General features: G+C 73.2%; 17 protein-coding genes. 8 read left to right on the plus strand and 9 right to left on the minus strand.

Annotated features, from left to right (window positions below; genetic code table 11):
• Positions 1 to 4 precede the first annotated feature (4 nt).
• A complete protein-coding gene (gene fomD / locus MUK52_RS11110) occupies positions 5 to 703 on the plus strand; it encodes a cytidylyl-2-hydroxypropylphosphonate hydrolase (RefSeq protein WP_114053962.1) in 699 nt (232 codons plus the stop codon).
• Positions 704 to 1,280: 577 nt separating this feature from the next.
• On the plus strand, positions 1,281 to 3,206 hold the full coding sequence (locus tag MUK52_RS11115) for a SpoIIE family protein phosphatase (RefSeq protein ID WP_502963624.1): 1,926 nt from the start codon (positions 1,281 to 1,283) through the stop codon (positions 3,204 to 3,206).
• Between the two features lie 88 nt (positions 3,207 to 3,294).
• Here MUK52_RS11115 and MUK52_RS11120 read toward each other — a convergent pair whose 3' ends face one another.
• Positions 3,295 to 5,559 carry a transglycosylase domain-containing protein gene (locus MUK52_RS11120; RefSeq protein ID WP_284575817.1) on the minus strand — a complete coding sequence of 755 codons (2,265 nt, stop codon included), beginning with the start codon at positions 5,557 to 5,559 and terminating at the stop codon, positions 3,295 to 3,297.
• Positions 5,560 to 5,791: 232 nt separating this feature from the next.
• Here MUK52_RS11120 and MUK52_RS11125 point away from each other — a divergent pair, with 232 nt between their 5' ends.
• Both MUK52_RS11125 and MUK52_RS11130 read left to right on the plus strand, forming a co-directional pair.
• Positions 5,792 to 6,700 carry an SPFH domain-containing protein gene (locus MUK52_RS11125; RefSeq protein WP_114053959.1) on the plus strand — a complete coding sequence of 303 codons (909 nt, stop codon included), beginning with the start codon at positions 5,792 to 5,794 and terminating at the stop codon, positions 6,698 to 6,700.
• Positions 6,697 to 6,963, plus strand: a complete 267-nt coding sequence (locus MUK52_RS11130; protein WP_284575818.1) for a type II toxin-antitoxin system antitoxin — start codon at positions 6,697 to 6,699, stop codon at positions 6,961 to 6,963. Before MUK52_RS11125 ends, MUK52_RS11130 begins: the two co-directional genes overlap by 4 nt.
• Before the next feature lie 7 nt (positions 6,964 to 6,970).
• Here MUK52_RS11130 and MUK52_RS11135 read toward each other — a convergent pair whose 3' ends face one another.
• Positions 6,971 to 8,473, minus strand: coding sequence for a DUF2079 domain-containing protein (locus MUK52_RS11135; protein ID WP_114053957.1), 1,503 nt, complete (start codon positions 8,471 to 8,473; stop codon positions 6,971 to 6,973).
• A gap of 153 nt (positions 8,474 to 8,626) precedes the next feature.
• A complete protein-coding gene (locus MUK52_RS11140; protein ID WP_114053956.1) occupies positions 8,627 to 9,574 on the minus strand; it encodes a hydrogen peroxide-inducible genes activator in 948 nt (315 codons plus the stop codon).
• Between the two features lie 135 nt (positions 9,575 to 9,709).
• Between MUK52_RS11140 and MUK52_RS11145 the strand changes: the two genes are divergently transcribed.
• Positions 9,710 to 10,264: a peroxiredoxin gene (locus MUK52_RS11145; RefSeq protein WP_114053955.1), complete on the plus strand. Its 555-nt coding sequence runs from the start codon at positions 9,710 to 9,712 to the stop codon at positions 10,262 to 10,264.
• A gap of 3 nt (positions 10,265 to 10,267) precedes the next feature.
• On the plus strand, positions 10,268 to 10,804 hold the full coding sequence (locus MUK52_RS11150) for an alkyl hydroperoxide reductase (RefSeq protein ID WP_114053954.1): 537 nt from the start codon (positions 10,268 to 10,270) through the stop codon (positions 10,802 to 10,804).
• A gap of 83 nt (positions 10,805 to 10,887) precedes the next feature.
• On the opposite strand, the gene MUK52_RS11155 is transcribed toward MUK52_RS11150, so the two are convergent.
• From MUK52_RS11155 to MUK52_RS11175, 5 genes are all read right to left on the minus strand, one after another.
• Positions 10,888 to 11,607, minus strand: a complete 720-nt coding sequence (locus MUK52_RS11155; RefSeq protein WP_284575822.1) for a hypothetical protein — start codon at positions 11,605 to 11,607, stop codon at positions 10,888 to 10,890.
• Positions 11,591 to 12,967, minus strand: a complete 1,377-nt coding sequence (locus MUK52_RS11160) for an AI-2E family transporter (RefSeq protein ID WP_114053952.1) — start codon at positions 12,965 to 12,967, stop codon at positions 11,591 to 11,593. The genes MUK52_RS11155 and MUK52_RS11160 overlap by 17 nt, the downstream gene beginning before the upstream one ends.
• Positions 12,968 to 13,084: 117 nt before the next feature.
• Complete coding sequence (locus MUK52_RS11165) at positions 13,085 to 13,783, minus strand: aggregation-promoting factor C-terminal-like domain-containing protein (RefSeq protein ID WP_246042319.1); 699 nt, start codon at positions 13,781 to 13,783, stop codon at positions 13,085 to 13,087.
• A 415-nt stretch (positions 13,784 to 14,198) separates the two neighbouring features.
• Positions 14,199 to 15,515 carry an RNA 5'-3' helicase PhoH2 gene (gene phoH2 / locus MUK52_RS11170; protein WP_114053950.1) on the minus strand — a complete coding sequence of 439 codons (1,317 nt, stop codon included), beginning with the start codon at positions 15,513 to 15,515 and terminating at the stop codon, positions 14,199 to 14,201.
• A 328-nt stretch (positions 15,516 to 15,843) separates the two neighbouring features.
• On the minus strand, positions 15,844 to 16,605 hold the full coding sequence (locus MUK52_RS11175; protein WP_114053949.1) for an isoprenyl transferase: 762 nt from the start codon (positions 16,603 to 16,605) through the stop codon (positions 15,844 to 15,846).
• Positions 16,606 to 16,733: 128 nt separating this feature from the next.
• On the opposite strand from MUK52_RS11175, the gene mgrA reads away from it, so the two are divergent.
• Entirely contained in the window at positions 16,734 to 17,771 is a 1,038-nt protein-coding gene (mgrA, locus tag MUK52_RS11180) for an L-glyceraldehyde 3-phosphate reductase (protein ID WP_114053948.1), read from the plus strand.
• Positions 17,772 to 17,909: 138 nt separating this feature from the next.
• Here the strand turns inward: mgrA and MUK52_RS11185 are convergent, their stop codons facing one another.
• Complete coding sequence (locus tag MUK52_RS11185) at positions 17,910 to 18,662, minus strand: prepilin peptidase (protein ID WP_284575828.1); 753 nt, start codon at positions 18,660 to 18,662, stop codon at positions 17,910 to 17,912.
• A gap of 87 nt (positions 18,663 to 18,749) precedes the next feature.
• Here MUK52_RS11185 and MUK52_RS11190 point away from each other — a divergent pair, with 87 nt between their 5' ends.
• Positions 18,750 to 19,133, plus strand: coding sequence for a DUF192 domain-containing protein (locus MUK52_RS11190; RefSeq protein ID WP_284575830.1), 384 nt, complete (start codon positions 18,750 to 18,752; stop codon positions 19,131 to 19,133).
• The last annotated feature ends 51 nt before the right edge of the window (positions 19,134 to 19,184 follow it).

Below are 19,184 nucleotides of genomic sequence, written 5' to 3' on the forward strand. Positions count from 1 at the left end.
GCGCATGACAGGTACCGCAGGCCGCGGGGGCGGCGAGGCTCAGGGCGTCCGGTGGGGGCGGGGCGAGCAGGTCCTCTGGCGCTACCGCGACCACGCGCCCGGCGGCCTGGCGGGCGCGGTCCACATCTGCCGCCCGGTTACCGTGGTCGAGGACACCGACGAGCTGCTGGCGGTGTGGATGGCGCCCGGCACCGAGTGCGTCAAGCCGGTCCTGGCCGACGGCACCCCCGTCCACGAGGAGCCGCTCGCGACGCGCTACACGGCGCCGCGCACCACGGTGCGCTCCCGCTGGTTCGGCACCGGCGTGCTGAAGCTGGCCCGGCCCGCCGACCCGTGGTCGGTGTGGCTCTTCTGGGAGCCGGGCTGGCGGTTCAGGAGCTGGTACGTGAACCTGGAGGAGCCCCGGTCGCGCTGGTCGGGCGGCGTCGACTCCGTCGACCACTTCCTCGACATCTCCGTCTACCCCGACCGCACCTGGACGTGGCGCGACGAGGACGAGTTCGCGCAGGCGCAGCGGGCGGGCCTGATGGGCCCGGAGCAGGCCCGCCGCGTGCAGGAGGCCGGCCGGGCCGCGCTGGAAGCCGTCAAGGCGTGGGGGTCGCCGTTCTCGGACGGGTGGGAGGACTGGCGCCCCGATCCGGCATGGACGGTTCCGGCCCTGCCCGGGGACTGGGACCGCACCCCGGCGCATATGACCTCATGAGACCCTTGATGCGCCCCCGGGGTTGAACCGTAATATCTCCCTCCGCAAGGTCCCCTGCGCGCCGCACCCCTGCCGCCCGGCCGCAAATCACGCGCAGTACGCGGCACTTGACGGGAGGTCAACGCGGAGAGAGGTAACGAGCGGGACGCGGAACCGCGGGGCGGTGGTGCCCCCGCCGCTGAGCGGGTATACCGCGACTGACCGAGTTGAGTGCAGCGCACATCGAGCGCAGACGGACGGAATGCCACGCGTGACGGAGTACCCCACCTCGCAGGAGGGCCCGCAGCCTGCCGCGGCCGCCGCGACACCGGCCCAGGGCGGCCCAGGCCTGCCCGCCGGGGCCGGCGGAGCCGCGGACGGGCGGGGCCGCGGCGCGTCCGGCGGCGGCTGCGCGGACGAGCTCGGCCACGGGAAGGCTCCGGCCCCGGCCGCCGAGGGCGTACGCGACACGGGGGCTTCCGGCGCCGGCCCGGTCCGTGCCCACGCGGACGGGGGCATCGGCCCCGACGTGCCGCGCCAGCGCCGCACCCGCGACGGCGCCGCCGCCCGCAACGCGTCCGCGGCGGCCGCATCCGCCCTGCCGGCCGCCGCGCCCGGCGCCGCCGCCGGCCCGGCCCCGGAAGCAGCCGCGGCCGCACCCGCCGATCCCGCCGGTCCGCAGGCTCGGCCGCCCGGTCCCGACGACGCCTGCGGCCCCCTGCCGGAGGCCACCGCCGACACCGCCGACGCCGCCGAGGGCGCGTCGCCGGCCCGCCGCGAGGGCGACCGGCTGCGCTTCGTGGGAGCCGCGACGCGCCGGATCGCCCGCGGCATCGACCTCGACGAGATCGTGCTCGGCCTGTGCCGGGCCACCGTCCCGACCTTCTCCGACGCCATCCTCGTCTACCTGCGCGACCCGCTCCCGGTCGGCGACGAGCGGCCCGTCGGCCCGGTCGTTTTAAGGCTGCGCCGCACCGACCGCCTCCGGCCGATCGACGACCTGACCGGAGCCGAGGGTGCCGGGGCCGCGGGGGGCGCCGGCGAACTCGACTTCAGCCAGCTGCCGCTGCTCGGCCCGCAGGGGGACCTGCCCGCCGCCGAGCTCTGCGAGATCATGCCCGGCGGGGCGCTCGCCGAGGTCCTCCGCGGCGTCCGCCCGGTCTTCGGCTCCTCCGCGGGCGCCCAGGACGCCCTGCCGGAGCTGCTGGGCGCCGGGCATCCCGTCCCGCGCGGCCGGCGGGCCATCCTGGCCCCGCTGCGCGGCCGGCGCCGGGTCATCGGCGCGGCCGTGTTCCTGCGCAGCCCGGAGCGCCCCGCGTTCGAGCAGAACGACCTGCTGGTCGCCGCCCAGCTCGCCACGCACACCGCCCTCGGCATCGACAAGGCCGTGCTGTACGGCCGCGAGGCCTACATCGCCGACGAGCTGCAGCGCACCATGCTCCCGGACAGCCTGCCCCAGCCGACGGGCGTCAGGCTCGCCTCCCGCTACCTGCCGGCCGCGGAGACCGCCCGGGTCGGCGGCGACTGGTACGACGCCATACCCCTGCCCGGCAGCCGCGTCGCGCTCGTCGTCGGCGACGTCATGGGGCACTCCATGACGTCCGCGGCCATCATGGGCCAGCTGCGGACCACCGCGCAGACGCTGGCCCAGCTCGACCTGCCGCCGGCCGAGGTGCTGCACCACCTGGACGAGCAGGCGCAGCGGCTCGGCTCCGACCGCATGGCCACCTGCCTGTACGCCGTCTACGACCCAGTCTCGCACCGCATCACCATCGCCAACGCCGGCCACCCGCCGCCGGTGCTGCTGCACCTGGGCGGCCGGGCCGAGGTGCTGCGGGTGCCGCCGGGTGCGCCCATCGGCGTCGGCGGCGTCGACTTCGAGGCCGTCGAGCTGGACGCGCCCGCCGGGGCGACCCTGCTGCTGTACACCGACGGGCTGGTGGAGTCCCGGCTGCGGGACGTGTGGACGGGCATCGACCAGCTCCGGGAGCGCCTGGCCACCACCGCGCAGCTGACGGGCCTGGACCACCCGCCGCCGCTGGAGGCCCTCTGCGACGACGTCCTCGACATGCTCGGCCCCGGCGACCGGGACGACGACATCGCGCTGCTCGCCGCCCGCTTCGACGGGATCGCGCCGAGCGATGTCGCGTACTGGTTCCTCGACCCGGAGGAGACCGCGCCCGGGCGGGCCCGCCGCTTCGCGCGGCGCGCACTGACCCGCTGGGGGCTGGAGGAGCTGGAGGACTCGGTGGAGCTCCTCGTCAGCGAGGTCGTCACCAACGCGGTCCGCTACGCGGAGCGGCCCGTCACGCTGCGCCTGCTGCGGACGGACGTGCTGCGCTGCGAGGTCGGCGACGACTCCCCGCAGCTGCCGCGGCAGCGCCGCGCCCGGGAGACCGACGAGGGCGGCCGCGGCCTGTTCCTGGTGAACCGGATGGCCCGCCGCTGGGGTGCGACCCGGCTGAGCAGCGGCAAGGTGGTCTGGTTCGAGCTGTCGCTGCCCGCCGGGCGCGACCGCCGCTGACGCCGGCCGCCGCCGCAGGACCGCCGTGCGGAGACGGCCGCGGAAAGACCGCCGCCCCGCAGCATCAGTGCTGCGGGGCGGCGGTCGTTCACGGCTGTTCCTGCTGCTGGAAGGGCGGCAGGACGGGCGGGCTGGCCGAGCTCTTCGTCGGGTCCGGCTTGATCGAGCCGCTCTTGGTCGGGTCCGGCTTGCCGGAGCTCTTGCTCGGGTCGGGGCTCGGCGAGAGCTTGCTCGGGTCGGGGCTCGGCGAGAGCGGGCTGCCGCTCGGCGAGGGGCTCGTCGAGCTGGGCGAGTTCGACGGGGAGCTGCTGCGGGACGGGGTCTGGACGGCGCCCATCTCCGCCTCGGAGAGGTCGAACTTCGCGGTGTTCACGCCCTTGAGGGCGGCCAGCGTGTACGCCTTCCAGATGTCGGCGGGGAAGCTGGAGCCGCCGGCGCGGCCGCCGCCCGCGGTACCGGTGAGGGTGACCTGCTTGCCGGTGCCCGGCTCCTCGCCGAACATCGCGACGACGGTGACGAGTTCGGGGGTGTACGCGGTGAACCAGGCGGACACGTTGGACTCGGTGGTACCGGTCTTGCCGGCGGCCTCGTACGCGGAGCTCTTGACGGCCTTGCCGGAGCCGTCGTTGACGACGCCGGTGAGGACCTTGGTCACGGTGTCGGCGGTCTCGCGGGTGATCGCCTGGCTGCCGACGGCCTCGACCTTCTGGAACTCGCGGATGCTGTGCTTGGCGCTCTTGATGATCGAGGGGGTGACCCTCTTGCCGTGGTTGTCGAGGGTGGCGTAGACGGCGGCCATCTCGACGGTGTTGGCGCTCATCGTGCCGAGCGACATGGCCGGCTTGTCCTCGGGCCAGCCCTCGCGGTCCTTCATGCCGAGCTGGAGCGCGGTCTTCTTCGCGTTCTGCGGCTTCACGTCGACGATCATCTGGGCGTAGACGGAGTTCACCGAGTAGTTAGTGGCCTCCTGCACCGTCATCATCGGGTCGCCGTAGTTCTTGTTGTCCTGGTTCTGCGGGTTGAACGGGATCTTGCTGCCGACGACGGGGCGCTTGCTGGTGCCGTCGTAGAGCGCGTTCGGGGTGATCGGCTTCTTGTCCTGGGTGACGGCCTTGGTCTCCAGGGCGGAGGCCAGCACGACCGGCTTGAACGTCGAGCCCGGCTGGTAGTCGGTGCGCAGCGCGTTGCTCGCCCAGTGGTCGGCCATGCCGGTGCCGCCGTACATGGCGACGATGGCGCCGGTCTTGGGGTCGACGGAGGTGGCGCCGGCCTGGACGGAGGCGTCGACGGGGCGGTCCTTGCGGTTGAGCTTGGACTCCAGCTCGTCGTCGACGGCCTTCTCCAGTGCGGCCTGCTTCTTGGGGTCGATGTTGAGGACGATCTCCCAGCCGCCGGCCTGGAGTTCGGCCGCGCTCATGCCGGTCTGGCGGCGCAGTTCGGCGTCCGCGGCCTGCTTCAGGTAGCCCTTCTGGCCTTCGAGGCCGGGGGCGGGCTTGGGCTTGATCGGCTCCTGGAACTTCAGGGTCTCGCGCTTGGCCTGGTCCAGCGCGCCCATCTCGACCATGTTGTCGAGGACGCCGTTGAAGCGGATCATGACGAGCTTCTTGCCGCGCTCGCTCGCGGTGGCCCAGTCGTAGTCGCTGGGGGCCTGGAGGAGGGCCGCCAGGTAGGCGCCCTGCTCCAGGGTGAGCTTGCTGGAGTCGACGCCGTAGTAGGCCCGGGAGGCGGCCTGGATGCCGTACGCGCCGCGGCCGAAGTAGCTGGTGTTCAGGTAGCCGGCGAGGATGTCCGGCTTCTCCATGCGCTGGTCGACCTTGAGGGAGATCACCAGCTCCTTCACCTTGCGCGTCGGCGTCTGGTCCTGCGTCAGGTAGAAGTTCTTGACGTACTGCTGGGTGATCGTCGAGCCGCCTGCCTTGCCGCGGCCGGTGACCGTGTTGAACAGGCCTCGGGCGACGCCCATGAAGTCGACGCCCCGGTCCTCGTAGAAGGACTTGTTCTCGATGGCGATGAAGGCGTTCTGGACCTCCTCGGGCACCTTGTCGAGGGTGACGATCTCGCGGTTCATCTTGCCCTCGCGGGCCATGACGGTGCCGTCGGCGTACTTGTAGGTGTTGCTCTGGAGGGTCGCCTCGGCGTTGGGGTCGGGCTCCTCCACATAGAAGTAGAGGCCGACGAGCGCTGCCATGCCCAGCAGCATCAACCCGAAGAAGGTCCCGAGGACCTTCTTCCAGGTGAAGAAGCGGCGTATACCGGTCCGCTTGCCGGCGCGCCCCTTTCCGTCCGCGCGCCCGCGCGGCGACCGCCGCGCGCTGCGCTGCTGCTGCGCCCTACGCGCATCTGCTCGGCCCATCGCTCCCGCTCCGCTCGAATTCCCCCCCGACGTCAGCTCTGAAAGCTAACACCGGAGGTTGTGACAAAGGTTTGCCAAGCCTGACCAATTTCGGTCAATTCGGACGTGAGAATCAGCACCCACATCAAGGGAACCGACGCGCACCGGCCGCCCAGGGTTGCGGAAACCGCAAAAAGTGATATCACTTTGCTAGGCCCACGGGGGGCCGCCACCGAAGCGAACGGGGCATACCATGACAAAAACCACAGAGGCCGGGACCGGCATCCGCGAGTTCCCGGCGCGCAGCGTCGGCGGCGGGCTGGCCCTGCTGGCGGGCCTGGCGGGGGTCGCGGGCGGCGTCTGCCTCATCGCCCTCGGGGCGGAGGGGGACGGGACCACCGCCCAACCGGCCCTGGTGGCAGGGGGGATCATCCTGGTACTGCTGGCCGTGCTGGCGATGTGCGGGCTGAACACGGTGGCCCCGGGCGAGGCCCGCGTGGTCCAGCTCTTCGGCCGCTACCGCGGCACCGTCCGCACCGACGGCCTGCGCTGGGTGAACCCGCTGACCTCGCGGAAGAAGATCTCCACCCGCGTGCGCAACCACGAGACGGCCGTCCTGAAGGTCAACGACGCCTACGGCAACCCCATCGAACTGGCCGCGGTCGTCGTCTGGCGGGTCGAGGACACCGCGCGCGCCGTCTTCGAGGTGGACGACTTCACCGAGTTCGTGGAGACGCAGACCGAGGCGGCCGTCCGGCACATCGCGATCGAGTACCCCTACGACGCCCACGACGAGGGCGGCCTCTCCCTGCGCGGCAACGCCGAGGAGATCACCGAGAAGCTCGCCGCCGAACTGCACAACCGGGTCGAGGCGGCCGGCGTGCACATCGTCGAGTCCCGCTTCACCCACCTCGCGTACGCTCCGGAGATCGCCTCGGCGATGCTCCAGCGCCAGCAGGCCGGCGCGGTCGTCGCGGCCCGCAAGCAGATCGTCGAGGGCGCCGTGGGCATGGTCGAGCTGGCCCTGAACCGCCTGACGGAGGAGGACATCGTGGAACTGGACCCCGAGCGCAAGGCCGCCATGGTCTCGAACCTGATGGTGGTGCTCTGCGGCGACCGCGCGGCCCAGCCCATCGTGAACACGGGGACGCTCTACCAGTGAGCGGCGCCGGGCGGGCCGGCGGGGAGCGGGCGGCCGGGCAGCGGGCGGCAGCCGGCCGCGCCGCCCGCAAGCAGGTGCTGCTGCGCCTCGACCCCCAGGTGTACGAGGCCCTCGCCCGCTGGGCGGGCGAGGAACTGCGCAGCGCCAACGCGCAGATCGAGTTCCTGCTGCGGCGCGCCCTGGCCGAGACGGGGCGGCTGCCGGGCAGCGCCGCCCCCATTCCGCCGCGCGGCCGGCCGCCCCGCTCCTCCCCCGGCCCCTGACCGGCCGTCAGCCCGTACGGGGAGTGCGGCCCAGCAGGACGAAGCCCTGCTCCCGGGCCGCCGTCCGGTAGCCCGCAGCCCTGTCCCGGGCGAGCGCGAGGGCTTCGTCGCGGGCGCTCAGCGGCCAGCGCAGGTGCGGCGCGACCTGGGTGTCCACCAGGATCCACTCCGGGTCGGGCCGGCCGGCCGGCCACCCGTACAGGCTGACGCTCGTCCGGTTCGCCAGGTGTGGCACGAGCCCGTCGGAGGCCTGGACCCGCGCGCCGTCGGGGATCCGCGCCATCATCCGGTGGGCGGCCGCGATCCGCGGGTCGGCCCGCCACATGTCCGGATCGGCCAGCCTGCCCAGCGAGGACCCGGGGAGCAGCAGCAGGCAGACGCCCGCCGCGCCGGCCAGGGCCCGGTGCAGGCCCGCGCCGGCCGTGCCGCGCCGCTCCAGGGCGTGGACGAACGCCGCGAAGACGACCGGCATCGCCGTGAGGGAGTAGTGGTAGCCGGTGCCCCAGTGCGGCGCGTAGTCCGACAGGCCCCGCCACAGCAGCGTCGGCACCGCGACCAGCAGCAGAGGCGAGCGCAGGGCGAGGAAGAGGGTCGGGGCGAGGAGCAGCACCAGCGTCACCGCCTTCTCCCCGGGGGTGGCGAGCCCGAGCGTCGCCTTGTACAGCAGCGCCGCGAAGCCGCCGCCCGCGCCGTCGGATCCGCCGAGGAACCCGGCGTAGAAGTACTCCCCGCGCGGGTTCAGGGCGGGCAGGACGACGAGCACGGCGAGCAGGGTCCAGGCCGCGCCCGCGGCGGCGGTGGCGAGCCCGAGCCGCCGCCGGCCCGGCCCGCCGCGCCAGGCGATCAGCAGGCCGATGGCGGCGACCGTGGCGCCCATGTCCTCCTTCACCAGCAGGAGCGGCAGCGCCCACAGCGCGGCGGCGCGCAGCCGGTCCTGGCCGAGGGCCGCCAGCGAGCACGCCAGGAGCGGGACGGCGAAGGCCCATTCGTGGAAGTCGAAGCCGACCGCGTTCGCGACACCCCAGGACAGCCCGTAGGCCAGGCCGACGACGGCGGCCGCCGCGCCGCCGAGCACCCGCCGCGCCCACAGCGCGAGCGGCAGGACACTCGCCGCGACCAGGGCGGCCTGCGCGACGAGCAGCGTCCGCGCCGACGGGAACAGCAGGTAGGCGGGGGCCAGCAGGGCGAGGACCGGGGAGAAGTGGTCGCCGAGGACGGGGAAGCCGGGTCCCTTGACCTCGGAGACCGGCAGGCGGCCCTCCGCGTACGAGCGGACGGCCTGCTCGAAGATCGCCAGGTCGAAGCTGTGGGACAGCAGCCGCTCGTGGGTGCGCAGCGAGAGCGTGGCGTAGGCGAGGAAGAGCCCCGAGACGAGGGCCCACATCCACAGCGGCGGGGGCCCGCCCCGGCCGGCGGCCGGCGGGCCTCCGGCGGGCTGCGGGCCCGCCCGGTCCGGCGTACCGGACTGCTGCGGCGGGAGCGCGGCGGTGTCTGCGGGGGGTGCGTGCATGGCGCGCCTTTCGGGGAGCAGGACCGGACCGGTGCCCCTCAACGTGCCAGCCGGCCCGCGGGCCGCGGCCGAGCCGCCGCGCCCGCCGCGCGGGGTCCCCACGAATGGCCGCACGCTCTCCCCCGCGCCGGCCGGCGGCCGGAGCAGCACCCCCTATTCGGCGGGCCAGACCGGCAGCGGGCGGACCGCCTCGCGCAGGGCGGCGGCGACGGCCCGGAACTCCTCCTGGCGGGCCGTGCCGGTCCGCATCGCGAGGGCGATCCGCCGGGAGGGGGCCGGCTCGGCGAAGCAGCCGGTGGCCAGGTGCTCGTTGCGGGCGGTCTCCAGGCGCAGCGCGGTGCGCGGCAACAGGGTGACGCCCAGTCCCCCGGCGACCAGTTGTACGAGGGTGGAGAGCCCGGCGGCGGTCGTGGTGACGTCGGCCCCGTCGGTCCGCCCGGCCTCGCGGCAGATGTCGAGGGCCTGGTCGCGCAGGCAGTGGCCCTCGTCCAGCAGGAGCAGCTGGAGGCCGCGCAGCTCCTCGCGGGGGATGTCGCGGCGCCCGGCGAGGGGGTGCTCGCGGGGGGCGAGGAGGACGAAGTCCTCGTCGAAGAGGGGCAGTTCGGTGACGCCGGGGACGCCCAGCGGGACGGCGAGCAGCAGCAGGTCCAGGCGGCCGGCGGCCAGGCCGTCGAGGAGGGAGGAGGTCTGCTCCTCGTGGACCTGGAGGTCCATGCGGGGGTAGCGCCGGTGGAACAGCGACAGGACGGTCGGCAGCAGGTAGGGGGCGACGGTGGGGATCACGCCGAGGCGCAGAGTCCCGGTGAAGGGGGCGCGTACGGCCTCGGCCTCCTCCAGGAGCTCGCCCATGGCGTCGAGGACGGAGCGGGCGCGGGCGGCGATGCGCTCGCCGGCCGGGGAGAGGAGCACCTTGCGGGTGGTGCGCTCCAGGAGCTGGACGCCGAGGGCCTCCTCCAGCGCGGAGACGGCGCCGGAGAGGGCGGGCTGGCTCATGCCGATGGCGGCGGCCGCGTCGCGGAAGTGCAGGTGCTCGGCGACGGCGGCGAAGGCGCGCAGCTGCGCGAGCGTCGCCTGCTTGGTCCCCTTATTACTGACCGCCACTGATAGGTACCTCCGATCACCCGGCACAAGACTAGCTATTTCTGCAATCAATGCAGCTGTGTCAGCATGTGAGATACGTCCAACCCCCTCGGAAGACGCCCAGAAAGGGCGTTTTTCCTGCTGCAAGGAGAGCACGTGCTCACTGTCGGTGACAAGTTCCCCACCTACGATCTGACCGCCTGCGTCTCGCTCGAGGCCGGCAAGGAGTTCGCGCAGATCGACCACAAGACCTACGAGGGCAAGTGGCGCGTGGTGTTCTTCTGGCCGAAGGACTTCACCTTCGTCTGCCCGACCGAGATCGCCGCCTTCGGCAAGCTGAACGACGAGTTCGCCGACCGCGACGCCCAGGTCCTCGGCGTCTCCGGCGACTCCGAGTTCGTCCACCACGCCTGGCGCAAGGACCACGCCGACCTGCGCGACCTGCCCTTCCCGATGCTGGCCGACTCCAAGCACGAGCTGATGCAGGCCTGCGGCGTGCAGGGTGCGGACGGCTTCGCGCAGCGCGCCGTCTTCATCGTCGACCAGAACAACGAGATCCAGTTCTCCATGGTGACCGCCGGCTCCGTCGGCCGTAACCCCAAGGAGGTCCTGCGGGTCCTCGACGCCCTGCAGACGGACGAGCTGTGCCCCTGCAACTGGACCAAGGGCGAGGACACCCTCGACGCGGGCGCCCTCCTGGCCGGTGAGTGACGGATGTCCCTCGACTCCCTGAAGGCCTCGATACCGGACTTCGCCAAGGACCTGAAGCTCAACCTGGGCTCGGTCATCGGCAACAGCGGCCTTCCGCAGCAGCAGCTGTGGGGCACGGTCCTGTCCTGCGCCATCGCCGCCCGCTCCCCGCGCGTCCTGCGTGAACTGGAGCCGGAGGCGAAGGCCGCCCTGTCGCCCGAGGCGTACACGGCCGCCAAGTCGGCCGCGGCCGTCATGGCGATGAACAACGTCTTCTACCGCACCCGCCACCTGCTCTCCGACCCGGAGTACGGCACGCTGCGGGCCGGCCTGCGGATGAACGTCATCGGCAACCCGGGCGTGGAGAAGGTCGACTTCGAGCTGTGGTCGCTCGCGGTCTCCGCGATCAACGGCTGCGGCCAGTGCCTCGACTCGCACGAGCAGGTGCTGCGCAAGGCCGGCGTCGACCGCGAGACGATCCAGGAGGCCTTCAAGATCGCCTCGGTGATCCAGGCCGTCGCGGTCACCCTCGACGCGGAGGCCGCCCTCGCCGCCGAGTAGCAGCCGCCCCGCGCAGGGAGACCCGTGCAGGGAGAGGGGCCCCGCAGCCGTCCGCCGGCTGCGGGGCCCCTGGCGTTCGGGAGCTACTTCCGCAGGCCGCCCATCAGGGCGCGCATGTCCTCGATCATCGCGGCCTTGACGGCGTCCTCGTCGGGCCCGGGTGTGCCGCCTCTCTTGTCGACGTCCCCCAGCCAGGTCACGGACAGCGTGAACACCGCCCCGCCGTCGAGGACCCGGAGCCTCGGCCCGCTGATGAACGCGGGCGCCTCCACCATCAGCGCCCGTTCCCCGAGCCCCGGCACCTCGGCCGCCTCCGCGGCCGCCGCCGCCGACAGCGCCTCCGGGAACAGGCCGCTGCCCTGGCCGAACTCGACCGCCGGGTCCGCCTTCTTGTGCAGTTCGACCAGGACCTGCATCTGGTACGAGGTGCCGCCCTCCTCCCACTCCGTGAAGTACTCGCAGTGCGCCCAGTCCACGGCCGGGCCCTCCCGGTGGCTGGGGTGGCGGGTCATCACGGGCGCGGTCGCCTTCACCAGCGTGTCCAGGCCCGTCTCCCGGCACAGGTTCTCCGCGTGCCGGTACGCGATGCGGGGCGTCGTGGCGTAGCGGTCGCGCAGCTCCGGCACGGCCGCCCACCCCGCCGACGCGAGCACGGCCCCGGCCAGCGCCCACGCCCACGGCCCGCGCGGACGGCGTACGCCGGCCCGGTCGCCCTCCTCCGGCGGGGCCTGCGCGGGCCGCCCCGCCTGCCCGGCCGGCCGGTCCGCGCCCCACTCGCCTTCGAGCTCAGGCTCGCTGATCACTGCCGGCCTCCGGGGCGGCCTGCTCCGCTGCCGTCGCCCCCTGCGGCCCCGGGCCGATCGCGGCGGCCGCGAGCAGGTGCTGCTCGCGCGAGTACGCCTTCAGGTAGCCGACGACCGTGTTGGTGACCGCGACCAGCGGGACCGCGACGACCGCCCCGCCGATCCCGGCGACCATGCCGCCCGCCGCCACCGACAGCACCACCGCGAGCGGGTGGACCCGTACGGCCCGGCCCAGGATGAACGGCTGGAGGACGTGCCCCTCGATCTGCTGGACGGCCAGCACCACGGCCAGCACCAGCAGGGCGGTGACCGGGCCCTGCGTCACCAGGGCCACGACGACCGCGAGCGCCCCGGAGACGACCGCGCCGACGAGCGGGATGAAGGCGAAGAGGAAGATGAACACCGCGAGCGGCACCGCCATCGGCACCTTCAGGACGTAGAGGCCCAGGCCGATGAAGATGGCGTCGATGAGCGCGACGAGGACCGTGCCCCGCACGTAAGCGGTCAGCGTCCGCCAGGCGCGCGGTCCGGCTCCGGCCACGCCGGGGCGGGCGGCCGCCGGGACCAGGCCCAGGGACCAGGTCCAGATCCGGCCGCCGTCGTAGAGCAGGAACAGCGTCGAGAACATCGCGAGGAGGATCCCGGTCAGCACCTCCACCAGGACGGTGACGCCCTGGAGGCCGGCGGAGGTGATCTGCTCGGTGTTGGTGCCGATGGTCTCGCTGAGGTTCTTGGCAATGTCGTTGATCTGCTTCTCGGTCACGTGGAACGGACTGTCCAGCGCCCAGAGTTTGAGCTCGTCGATGCCGTCGCGGACCCGGTCCGAGAGGTCGTCCAGGTTCTCCATGACCTGCCAGACCACGAACCAGCCGACGAGCCCGATGACGACGAAGCCCAGGACCGCGGTGACCGACGTCGCGAGGCCGCGCGGCAGGCCGAGCCGGCGCAGCCGGACGACGAACGGCTGGAGGAGCGCGGTGACGAGCAGGGCCGCGGCGAACGCGAGGACGACCAGCCGGACTTCGCTGATCACCTTCATCAGCACCCACAGCATCCCGGCGAGCAGCAGCAGCCGCCAGCTCACCTCGGCGGCGACCCGCATCCCCCACGGGATCACCGCCGCGGGGTGGGGCCGCCCGTCCGGGCCGGGGCGGACCGGGTGGCCGCAGTGAGCGGCGGGAGCGTCCGGCACGGCGGCGGGCGCGGGCGGCACGGCGGGGGCGGCGGCAGGGGCGGGGGCGGCGACCGTCTCGACACCGGCGGTCTCGGCCTCCACGGACGCGCGCCGCGCTTCGAGCCGCGCCTCCATCCGGCTCAGTCTGCTCCCGAGCCGGCCCAGCCAGCCTGGCCTCTTCGCCATGTCGTTCCTCTCCCCCGTCCTCGGACACGCCTCGAACGACCGTACACGCGGGAGCCCCGCACCGTTGGACGGTGCGGGGCTCCCCGGGGTCCGGGCGTACGCGCCCTGCTGCGGGCTCTAGTACCAGCCGTTGGCCTGGTGGAAGGTCCAGGCCGCGCAGGGGCTGCCGTAGCGGCCGTTCATGTAGTTGAGGCCCCACTGGATCTGGGTGGCCGGGTTGGTGCGCCAGTCGTCGGCGACCGAGGACATCTTCGACCCCGGGAGCGCCTGGACCAGGCCGTAGGCACCCGAGGACGGGTTCACGGCCTTGTAGTTCCAGGTGGACTCCTGGTTGATGATGTTGGAGAAGCACTGGAACTGGCCGGCCGGGACGATCTGCCGGGCGATCTCCTTGACCTGCGCCACGGTGTAGGAGCTCTGCGGTGCGAAGTCCGAGGCGCTGCGGGTCGCGGAGCGGCTCGCGGCCTGCTCCTTCTCCTCGCGCTCCTTCTTCGCCTTCTCGTCCGCGGCCTTCTGCGCCTCGGCCTTCTTCGCCTTGGCGTCCTCGGCTGCCTGGAGGCGGGCGGCCTCCTCGGCGGAGCGGCGGGCGTCGGCGTCGGCGCCCTGGGCGAGGGAGTCGGCCTGCTGCGCCAGGGATCCGCTCTGGATCTGGGCCTGCTCGCCGACCGGGATGTCGGTGAGGAGCGTCGCCCCGGACGCGGTGGTCTCGAGATCGTTCGAGGCGGGGTCGCCTGCGGCGACGCCCACGACGGCGCCGACGGTGGTGACCGCGGTGGCCGAGGCCACTGCGAACCCCCGGACCGAGATCCGGCTCACACGATGTCCTTCCAGCAGCGTCCGCGTGACCGGGCGGGCGCAAGAGTGCCCCTTGACGCTGGCCTCCGTGGAGCTTCGGTCACTGGAGGCGCGGACCCGTGGGCAACTCCCCTGCGGGGGCTGCCGCGTGATGCTCGGGCGGCATACGGCGGAACGACTGTGGAGTTGTGGTGCTGCGCGCGCACCTCACAGGAGGTACGGCTGTGCCGTATGCGGGGCCTGACGGAAAACAGACTCTGCCGGACCCCGACGCCGCAAGGCAATTCCGCGTTGCGTGGGAAAGGTCACACCTGCCGTACCGCTGCTGTTTCGTACGAAGGGCTGTGCAGCGGGGCGCCGCCCGGCTAGGCTCCTGTGCCTTTGCCGGGCGGCGCCAACTCCGCCAGCCGCTATGGGTGTTTTGCCCCGCGGTGTCTTACAGGGTCTCCAGCATCTCCGTGACGAGGGCGGCGATCGGGGAGCGCTCCGAGCGGGTGAGCGTGACGTGCGCGAAGAGCGGATGGCCCTTCAGTTTCTCGACGACGGCGACGACTCCGTCGTACCGGCCGACCCGCAGGTTGTCCCGCTGCGCCACGTCGTGGGTGAGGACGACCCGCGAGTTGGCCCCGATCCGGGACAGAACGGTCAGCAGCACGTTCCGTTCGAGGGACTGCGCCTCGTCCACGATGACGAACGCGTCGTGCAGGGAGCGGCCGCGGATGTGCGTGAGCGGCAGGACCTCCAGCATCCCGCGGTTCAGCACCTCCTCGATGACCTCCCGCCCGGCCACCGCCGAGAGGGTGTCGAAGACCGCCTGCGCCCAGGGGCTCATCTTCTCGGACTGGTCGCCGGGCAGGTATCCGAGTTCCTGCCCGCCGACCGCGTACAGCGGCCGGAAGACCATCACCTTCCGGTGCTGGCGGCGCTCCAGCACCGCCTCCAGGCCCGCGCACAGCGCCAGCGCCGACTTGCCGGTGCCGGCGCGGCCGCCCATGGAGATGATGCCGACCTCGGGGTCGAGCAGCAGGTCGAGGGCGACGCGCTGCTCGGCGCTGCGGCCGTGCAGCCCGAAGGCCTCCCGGTCGCCGCGCACGAGGCGGACGCTGCCGTCGGCGGTGATGCGGCCGAGCGCCTTGCCGCGCTCGGACTGGAGGATGAGACCGGTGTGCACGGGCAGTTCGGCGGCCTCGGGGACGTACAGGCGCTCTTCGGAGTAGAGGAGGTCGACCTGTTCGCCGGAGAGGGCGAGCTCGCTCATGCCGGTCCAGCCGCCGTCGGTGATGGCGAGCTCGGCGCGGTACTCCTCGGCGAGCAGCCCCACGGAGGAGGCCTTGATGCGCAGCGGGAGGTCCTTCGAGACGACCGTGACGTCGTAGCCCTCGGCCTGGAGGTTCCGGGCGACCGCGAGGATCCGCGAGTCGTTGTCCCCCAGCCGGAAGCCGGCCGGGAGGACGCCGGGGTCGGAGTGGTTGAGTTCGACGCGCAGCGTGCCGCCCAGCTCTCCGACGGGGAGGGGGGCGTCGAGGCGGCCGTTGCGGACGCGGAAGTCGTCCAGCAGGCGCAGGGCCTGGCGGGCGAAGTAGCCGAGCTCCGGATGGTGGCGCTTGGCCTCCAGCTCGGTGATCACGACGATCGGGAGCACGACCTCGTGCTCGTCGAATCGCGTGACCGCGTTGGGGTCCGCCAGCAGGACGCTGGTGTCGAGGACGTAGGTCCGCCTGTCGGGCAGGCGGCGCTTTGTGCTGGTCACCACGGAAGGACGTACCCCCTCGGAAGAGGTCGGGCCATGAAGACCGGACCGGTCGTCGGCACCCCTGCGAGGGCCGAATTCCGGCCCTCCCGTTCCGTCCGTGCGAGCCGCACGCGCGTCCTGGTGCAAAGGGCCTCCCGGGCGGACGACCCCGTGCCGTCCGCTGAGACTCGACACCCGTGGATCGGGCGTCGACCTGAAAGGGGTATTCCCCGAACCGCCTCGGCCATGCCTTGGCATATGACGGACGCTCGGTGAACCCCAGGTGAAAGCCTCGCGGCGGACGGCGGGGGCGCAGGGGGGCGTAAGGGGGCGTCAGGAGCCCCCGGCCTCAGACCCCGTAGCGGCGGTGGCGGGCTGCGTAGTCGCGCAGCGCGCGCAGGAAGTCGACCTTGCGGAAGGCCGGCCAGAAGACCTCGCAGAAGTAGTACTCGGAGTGGGCGCTCTGCCACAGCATGAATCCGGACAGGCGCTGCTCGCCGCTGGTGCGGATGACGAGGTCGGGGTCGGGCTGGCCGCGGGTGTAGAGGTGCTCGGCGATGTGGTCGACGTCGAGGACCTCGGCGAGCTCCGCGATGGTGGTGCCCTTCTCGGCGTGCTCCAGGAGCAGCGAGCGGACGGCGTCGGTGATCTCCTGGCGGCCGCCGTAGCCTACGGCGACGTTGACCAGTATCCCGTCGATGTCGCGGGTGGCCTGCTCGGCCTCCTTGAGCACGGACTGGGTCTGCGCGGGGAGGATGTCGAGGTTGCCGACGTGGTGGACGCGCCACCGGCCGTCGGCGGCGAGGCCGAGGACGGTGTTCTCGATGATCTGGAGGAGCGGGCGGAGCTCGACCTCCGGCCGGTCGAGGTTGTCCGTGGAGAGCATCCACAGGGTGACGACCTCGACGTCGGTCTCGGTGCACCAGCCGAGCATTTCGGAGATCTTGTCGGCCCCCGCCTGGTGGCCCTGCTCCGTCGTGCCGCCGGACGCCTTCGCCCAGCGCCTGTTGCCATCCAGGATCACGCCGATGTGCTTGGGCGACGCGGCATGGTCGAGGCGGCCTTCCACCCGGCGTGCGTACAGCCTGTACACCAGGTCGCGCAGCTTCACGATCTTCCAGCCCCTCCGTGCAGTGCCCCCGTGCGAAATGCGGTCCCTCCCCCGGGCCGCCACATTACTGCGCGGCGGGATCGGGTACCCAACTCGGTCTGTCACAGGTCCGTGATAGGGAGGACATCGTGACTGATACCAATCCCTATCGGGCAGAGCCGACGCGCTACGACGCCATGGAGTACCGGCGCACGGGCCGCAGCGGCCTCAAGCTCCCCGCGATCTCCCTCGGCCTCTGGCACAACTTCGGCGACGACAAGTCCCTGGAGACCCAGCGGGCGATCCTCCGCCGGGCCTTCGACCTCGGGGTGACCCACTTCGACCTGGCGAACAACTACGGCCCGCCGCCCGGCTCGGCCGAACTGAACTTCGGCAAGATCCTTTCCCAGGACTTCGCCCCCTACCGGGACGAGCTGGTCATCTCGACCAAGGCCGGCTACTACATGCACCCCGGCCCGTACGGCGAGTGGGGCAGCCGCAAGTACCTGCTGAACTCGCTGGACGCCTCGCTGAAGCGGATGGGCACCGACCACGTCGACATCTTCTACTCCCACCGCTTCGATCCGCAGACGCCGCTGGAGGAGACCATGGGCGCCCTGGCGTCCGCGGTGCACCAGGGCAAGGCGCTGTACGCCGGCGTCTCCTCCTACACCGCGGAGCAGACGGCGGAGGCGGCGCGGATCCTGCGCGGCATGGGCGTGCCGGCGCTGATCCACCAGCCCTCGTACTCCATGATCAACCGCTGGACGGAGGAGGACGGCCTGCTCGACACCCTGGAGGCGGCGGGGATGGGCTGCATCGCCTTCGCGCCGCTCGCCCAGGGCCTCCTGACGGGCAAGTACCTCCAGGGCATCCCGGAGGGCTCGCGCGCCTCGCAGGGCAAGTCCCTCGACCCGGGCCTGCTCTCGGAGGACGTGCTGCGGCGGCTGCAGGGCCTGGCGGGCATCGCGGACCGGCGCGGGCAGTCGCTGGCGCAGCTGGCGCTGACGTGGGTGCTGCGGGACGAGCGGATGACCTCGGCGCTGATCGGCGCGTCGAGCGTCCGGCAGCTGGAGGAGAACGTGGCCGCGCTGGCCGGTGCGCCTCTGACGCGGGAGGAGCTGGCGGAGATCGACTCCTTCGCGGTCTCCACGCCCGGTACGAACATCTGGGCCCAGCGCGGCTGACCTGCACTTTTCCGGCGGGGGGCGGTCGCGGGGCCGGAAAAGGAAAACGGGCCGGTCCGTGGGGGGGATACGGACCGGCCCGAGGGGGTTCCACCATAACCCTTCGTAAAGCGTGATGCGTGCATCGGCGCCCGACGATTACGCTCCGAAACCGCCCAGCAGCAATCCGGTGAGGGCTCCGGCCGCCATGAAGGGCCCGAAGGGGAAGGCCTGCTTCCGCCCGTTCGGGCTGCGCAGGACCAGGAAGAGGCCGTACAGGGCGCCGTAGAGGAAGCCCAGGAAGGCTCCGAAGAGCCATACCCCCCACCCGTACCACCCAAGAGCGATGCCCAGGGCGAGCGCCAGCTTGACGTCCCCGAAGCCCATCCCGGCCGGGTTGATCAGGAACAGCAGCAGGTACGCCGCCCCCAGCGCGGCCCCGCCCAGCAGGGCGAGCCGCCAGGAGCCGGCGGCGCCCGGCGCGAGGGCGGCGGCTCCCAGCCCGGCCGCGGCGGCCGCGGCGAGCGGCAGGGTCAGCAGGTCGGGCAGCCGGTGCACGGCGAGGTCGACGAGGGCCAGCAGGACGAGGACGGGCGCCAGCCCCGCGAAGACGGCGGCCTCCGGCCGCGGGCCGGCCGCGGCGGCGAGCGCGGCGCAGACGCCGCCCGCGACCAGCGCGGTGGTCCCGCTGCGCGCCCCGTAGCGCAGCCCGCACTCCCCCGCGGCGGCGGATCCGGCGGGGCGGCCGGGGCAGCGGGCGGGGCCGAGCCGCCCGCGCAGCGGGTGCCCCTGCGGGCAGTGGGTGCGCCAGGAGGCGCCGGGCTCGACGGAGAGCCGGTACGCGGCGCGCGGCAGCAGCCACCCGGCGGCCGCCCCGTACCCGGCGGCAACGATGATCACGACCACGCCCACCCGCCCGAAGGTAGGCCCCGCCTCCCGCGCCGGGCATGGGCCCGTGGACCCAACCGGCGGCCCGGCGGGCCGGTCTACTGTGGCGGCATGGCGGGCGGGCGGCAGTGGGCGGACGGCGGGGCGGAGCTGCGGATCGGCGCCGGGGGCGTGCGGGTGCCGCTGGAGGTGGCGGCGTCCTGGCGGGCCCGGACGCGCGGGCTGCTGGGCCGCGACGGGATCGCGGGCGGGCTGCTCCTGACCCCTGCGGGCAGTGTGCACACCTTCGGGATGCGGTTCGCGATCGACGTGGCCTACCTGGACCGGGACCTGCGGGTGCTCGCACTGGCCTCGATGGCGCCGGGCCGGCTGGGGCTGCCGCGGCTGCGCTCCCGGCACGTCCTGGAGGCGGAGGCGGGCGCCATGGCGGCCTGGGGGCTGGCGGTCGGCACGCGGGTGGCGGTGGTGCAGCCGGGGCCTGCCGCGCCCGGGTAGCCGCCCCCGCGGACGCCCGGCCCGGGGTGGGACGCGGCCTCGGCCGGCGGT

It is taken from the genome of Streptomyces sp. 2P-4, from assembly GCF_030167965.1.
In the GTDB taxonomy this organism is placed as follows: Bacteria; Actinomycetota; Actinomycetes; order Streptomycetales; family Streptomycetaceae; genus Streptomyces; species Streptomyces globosus_A.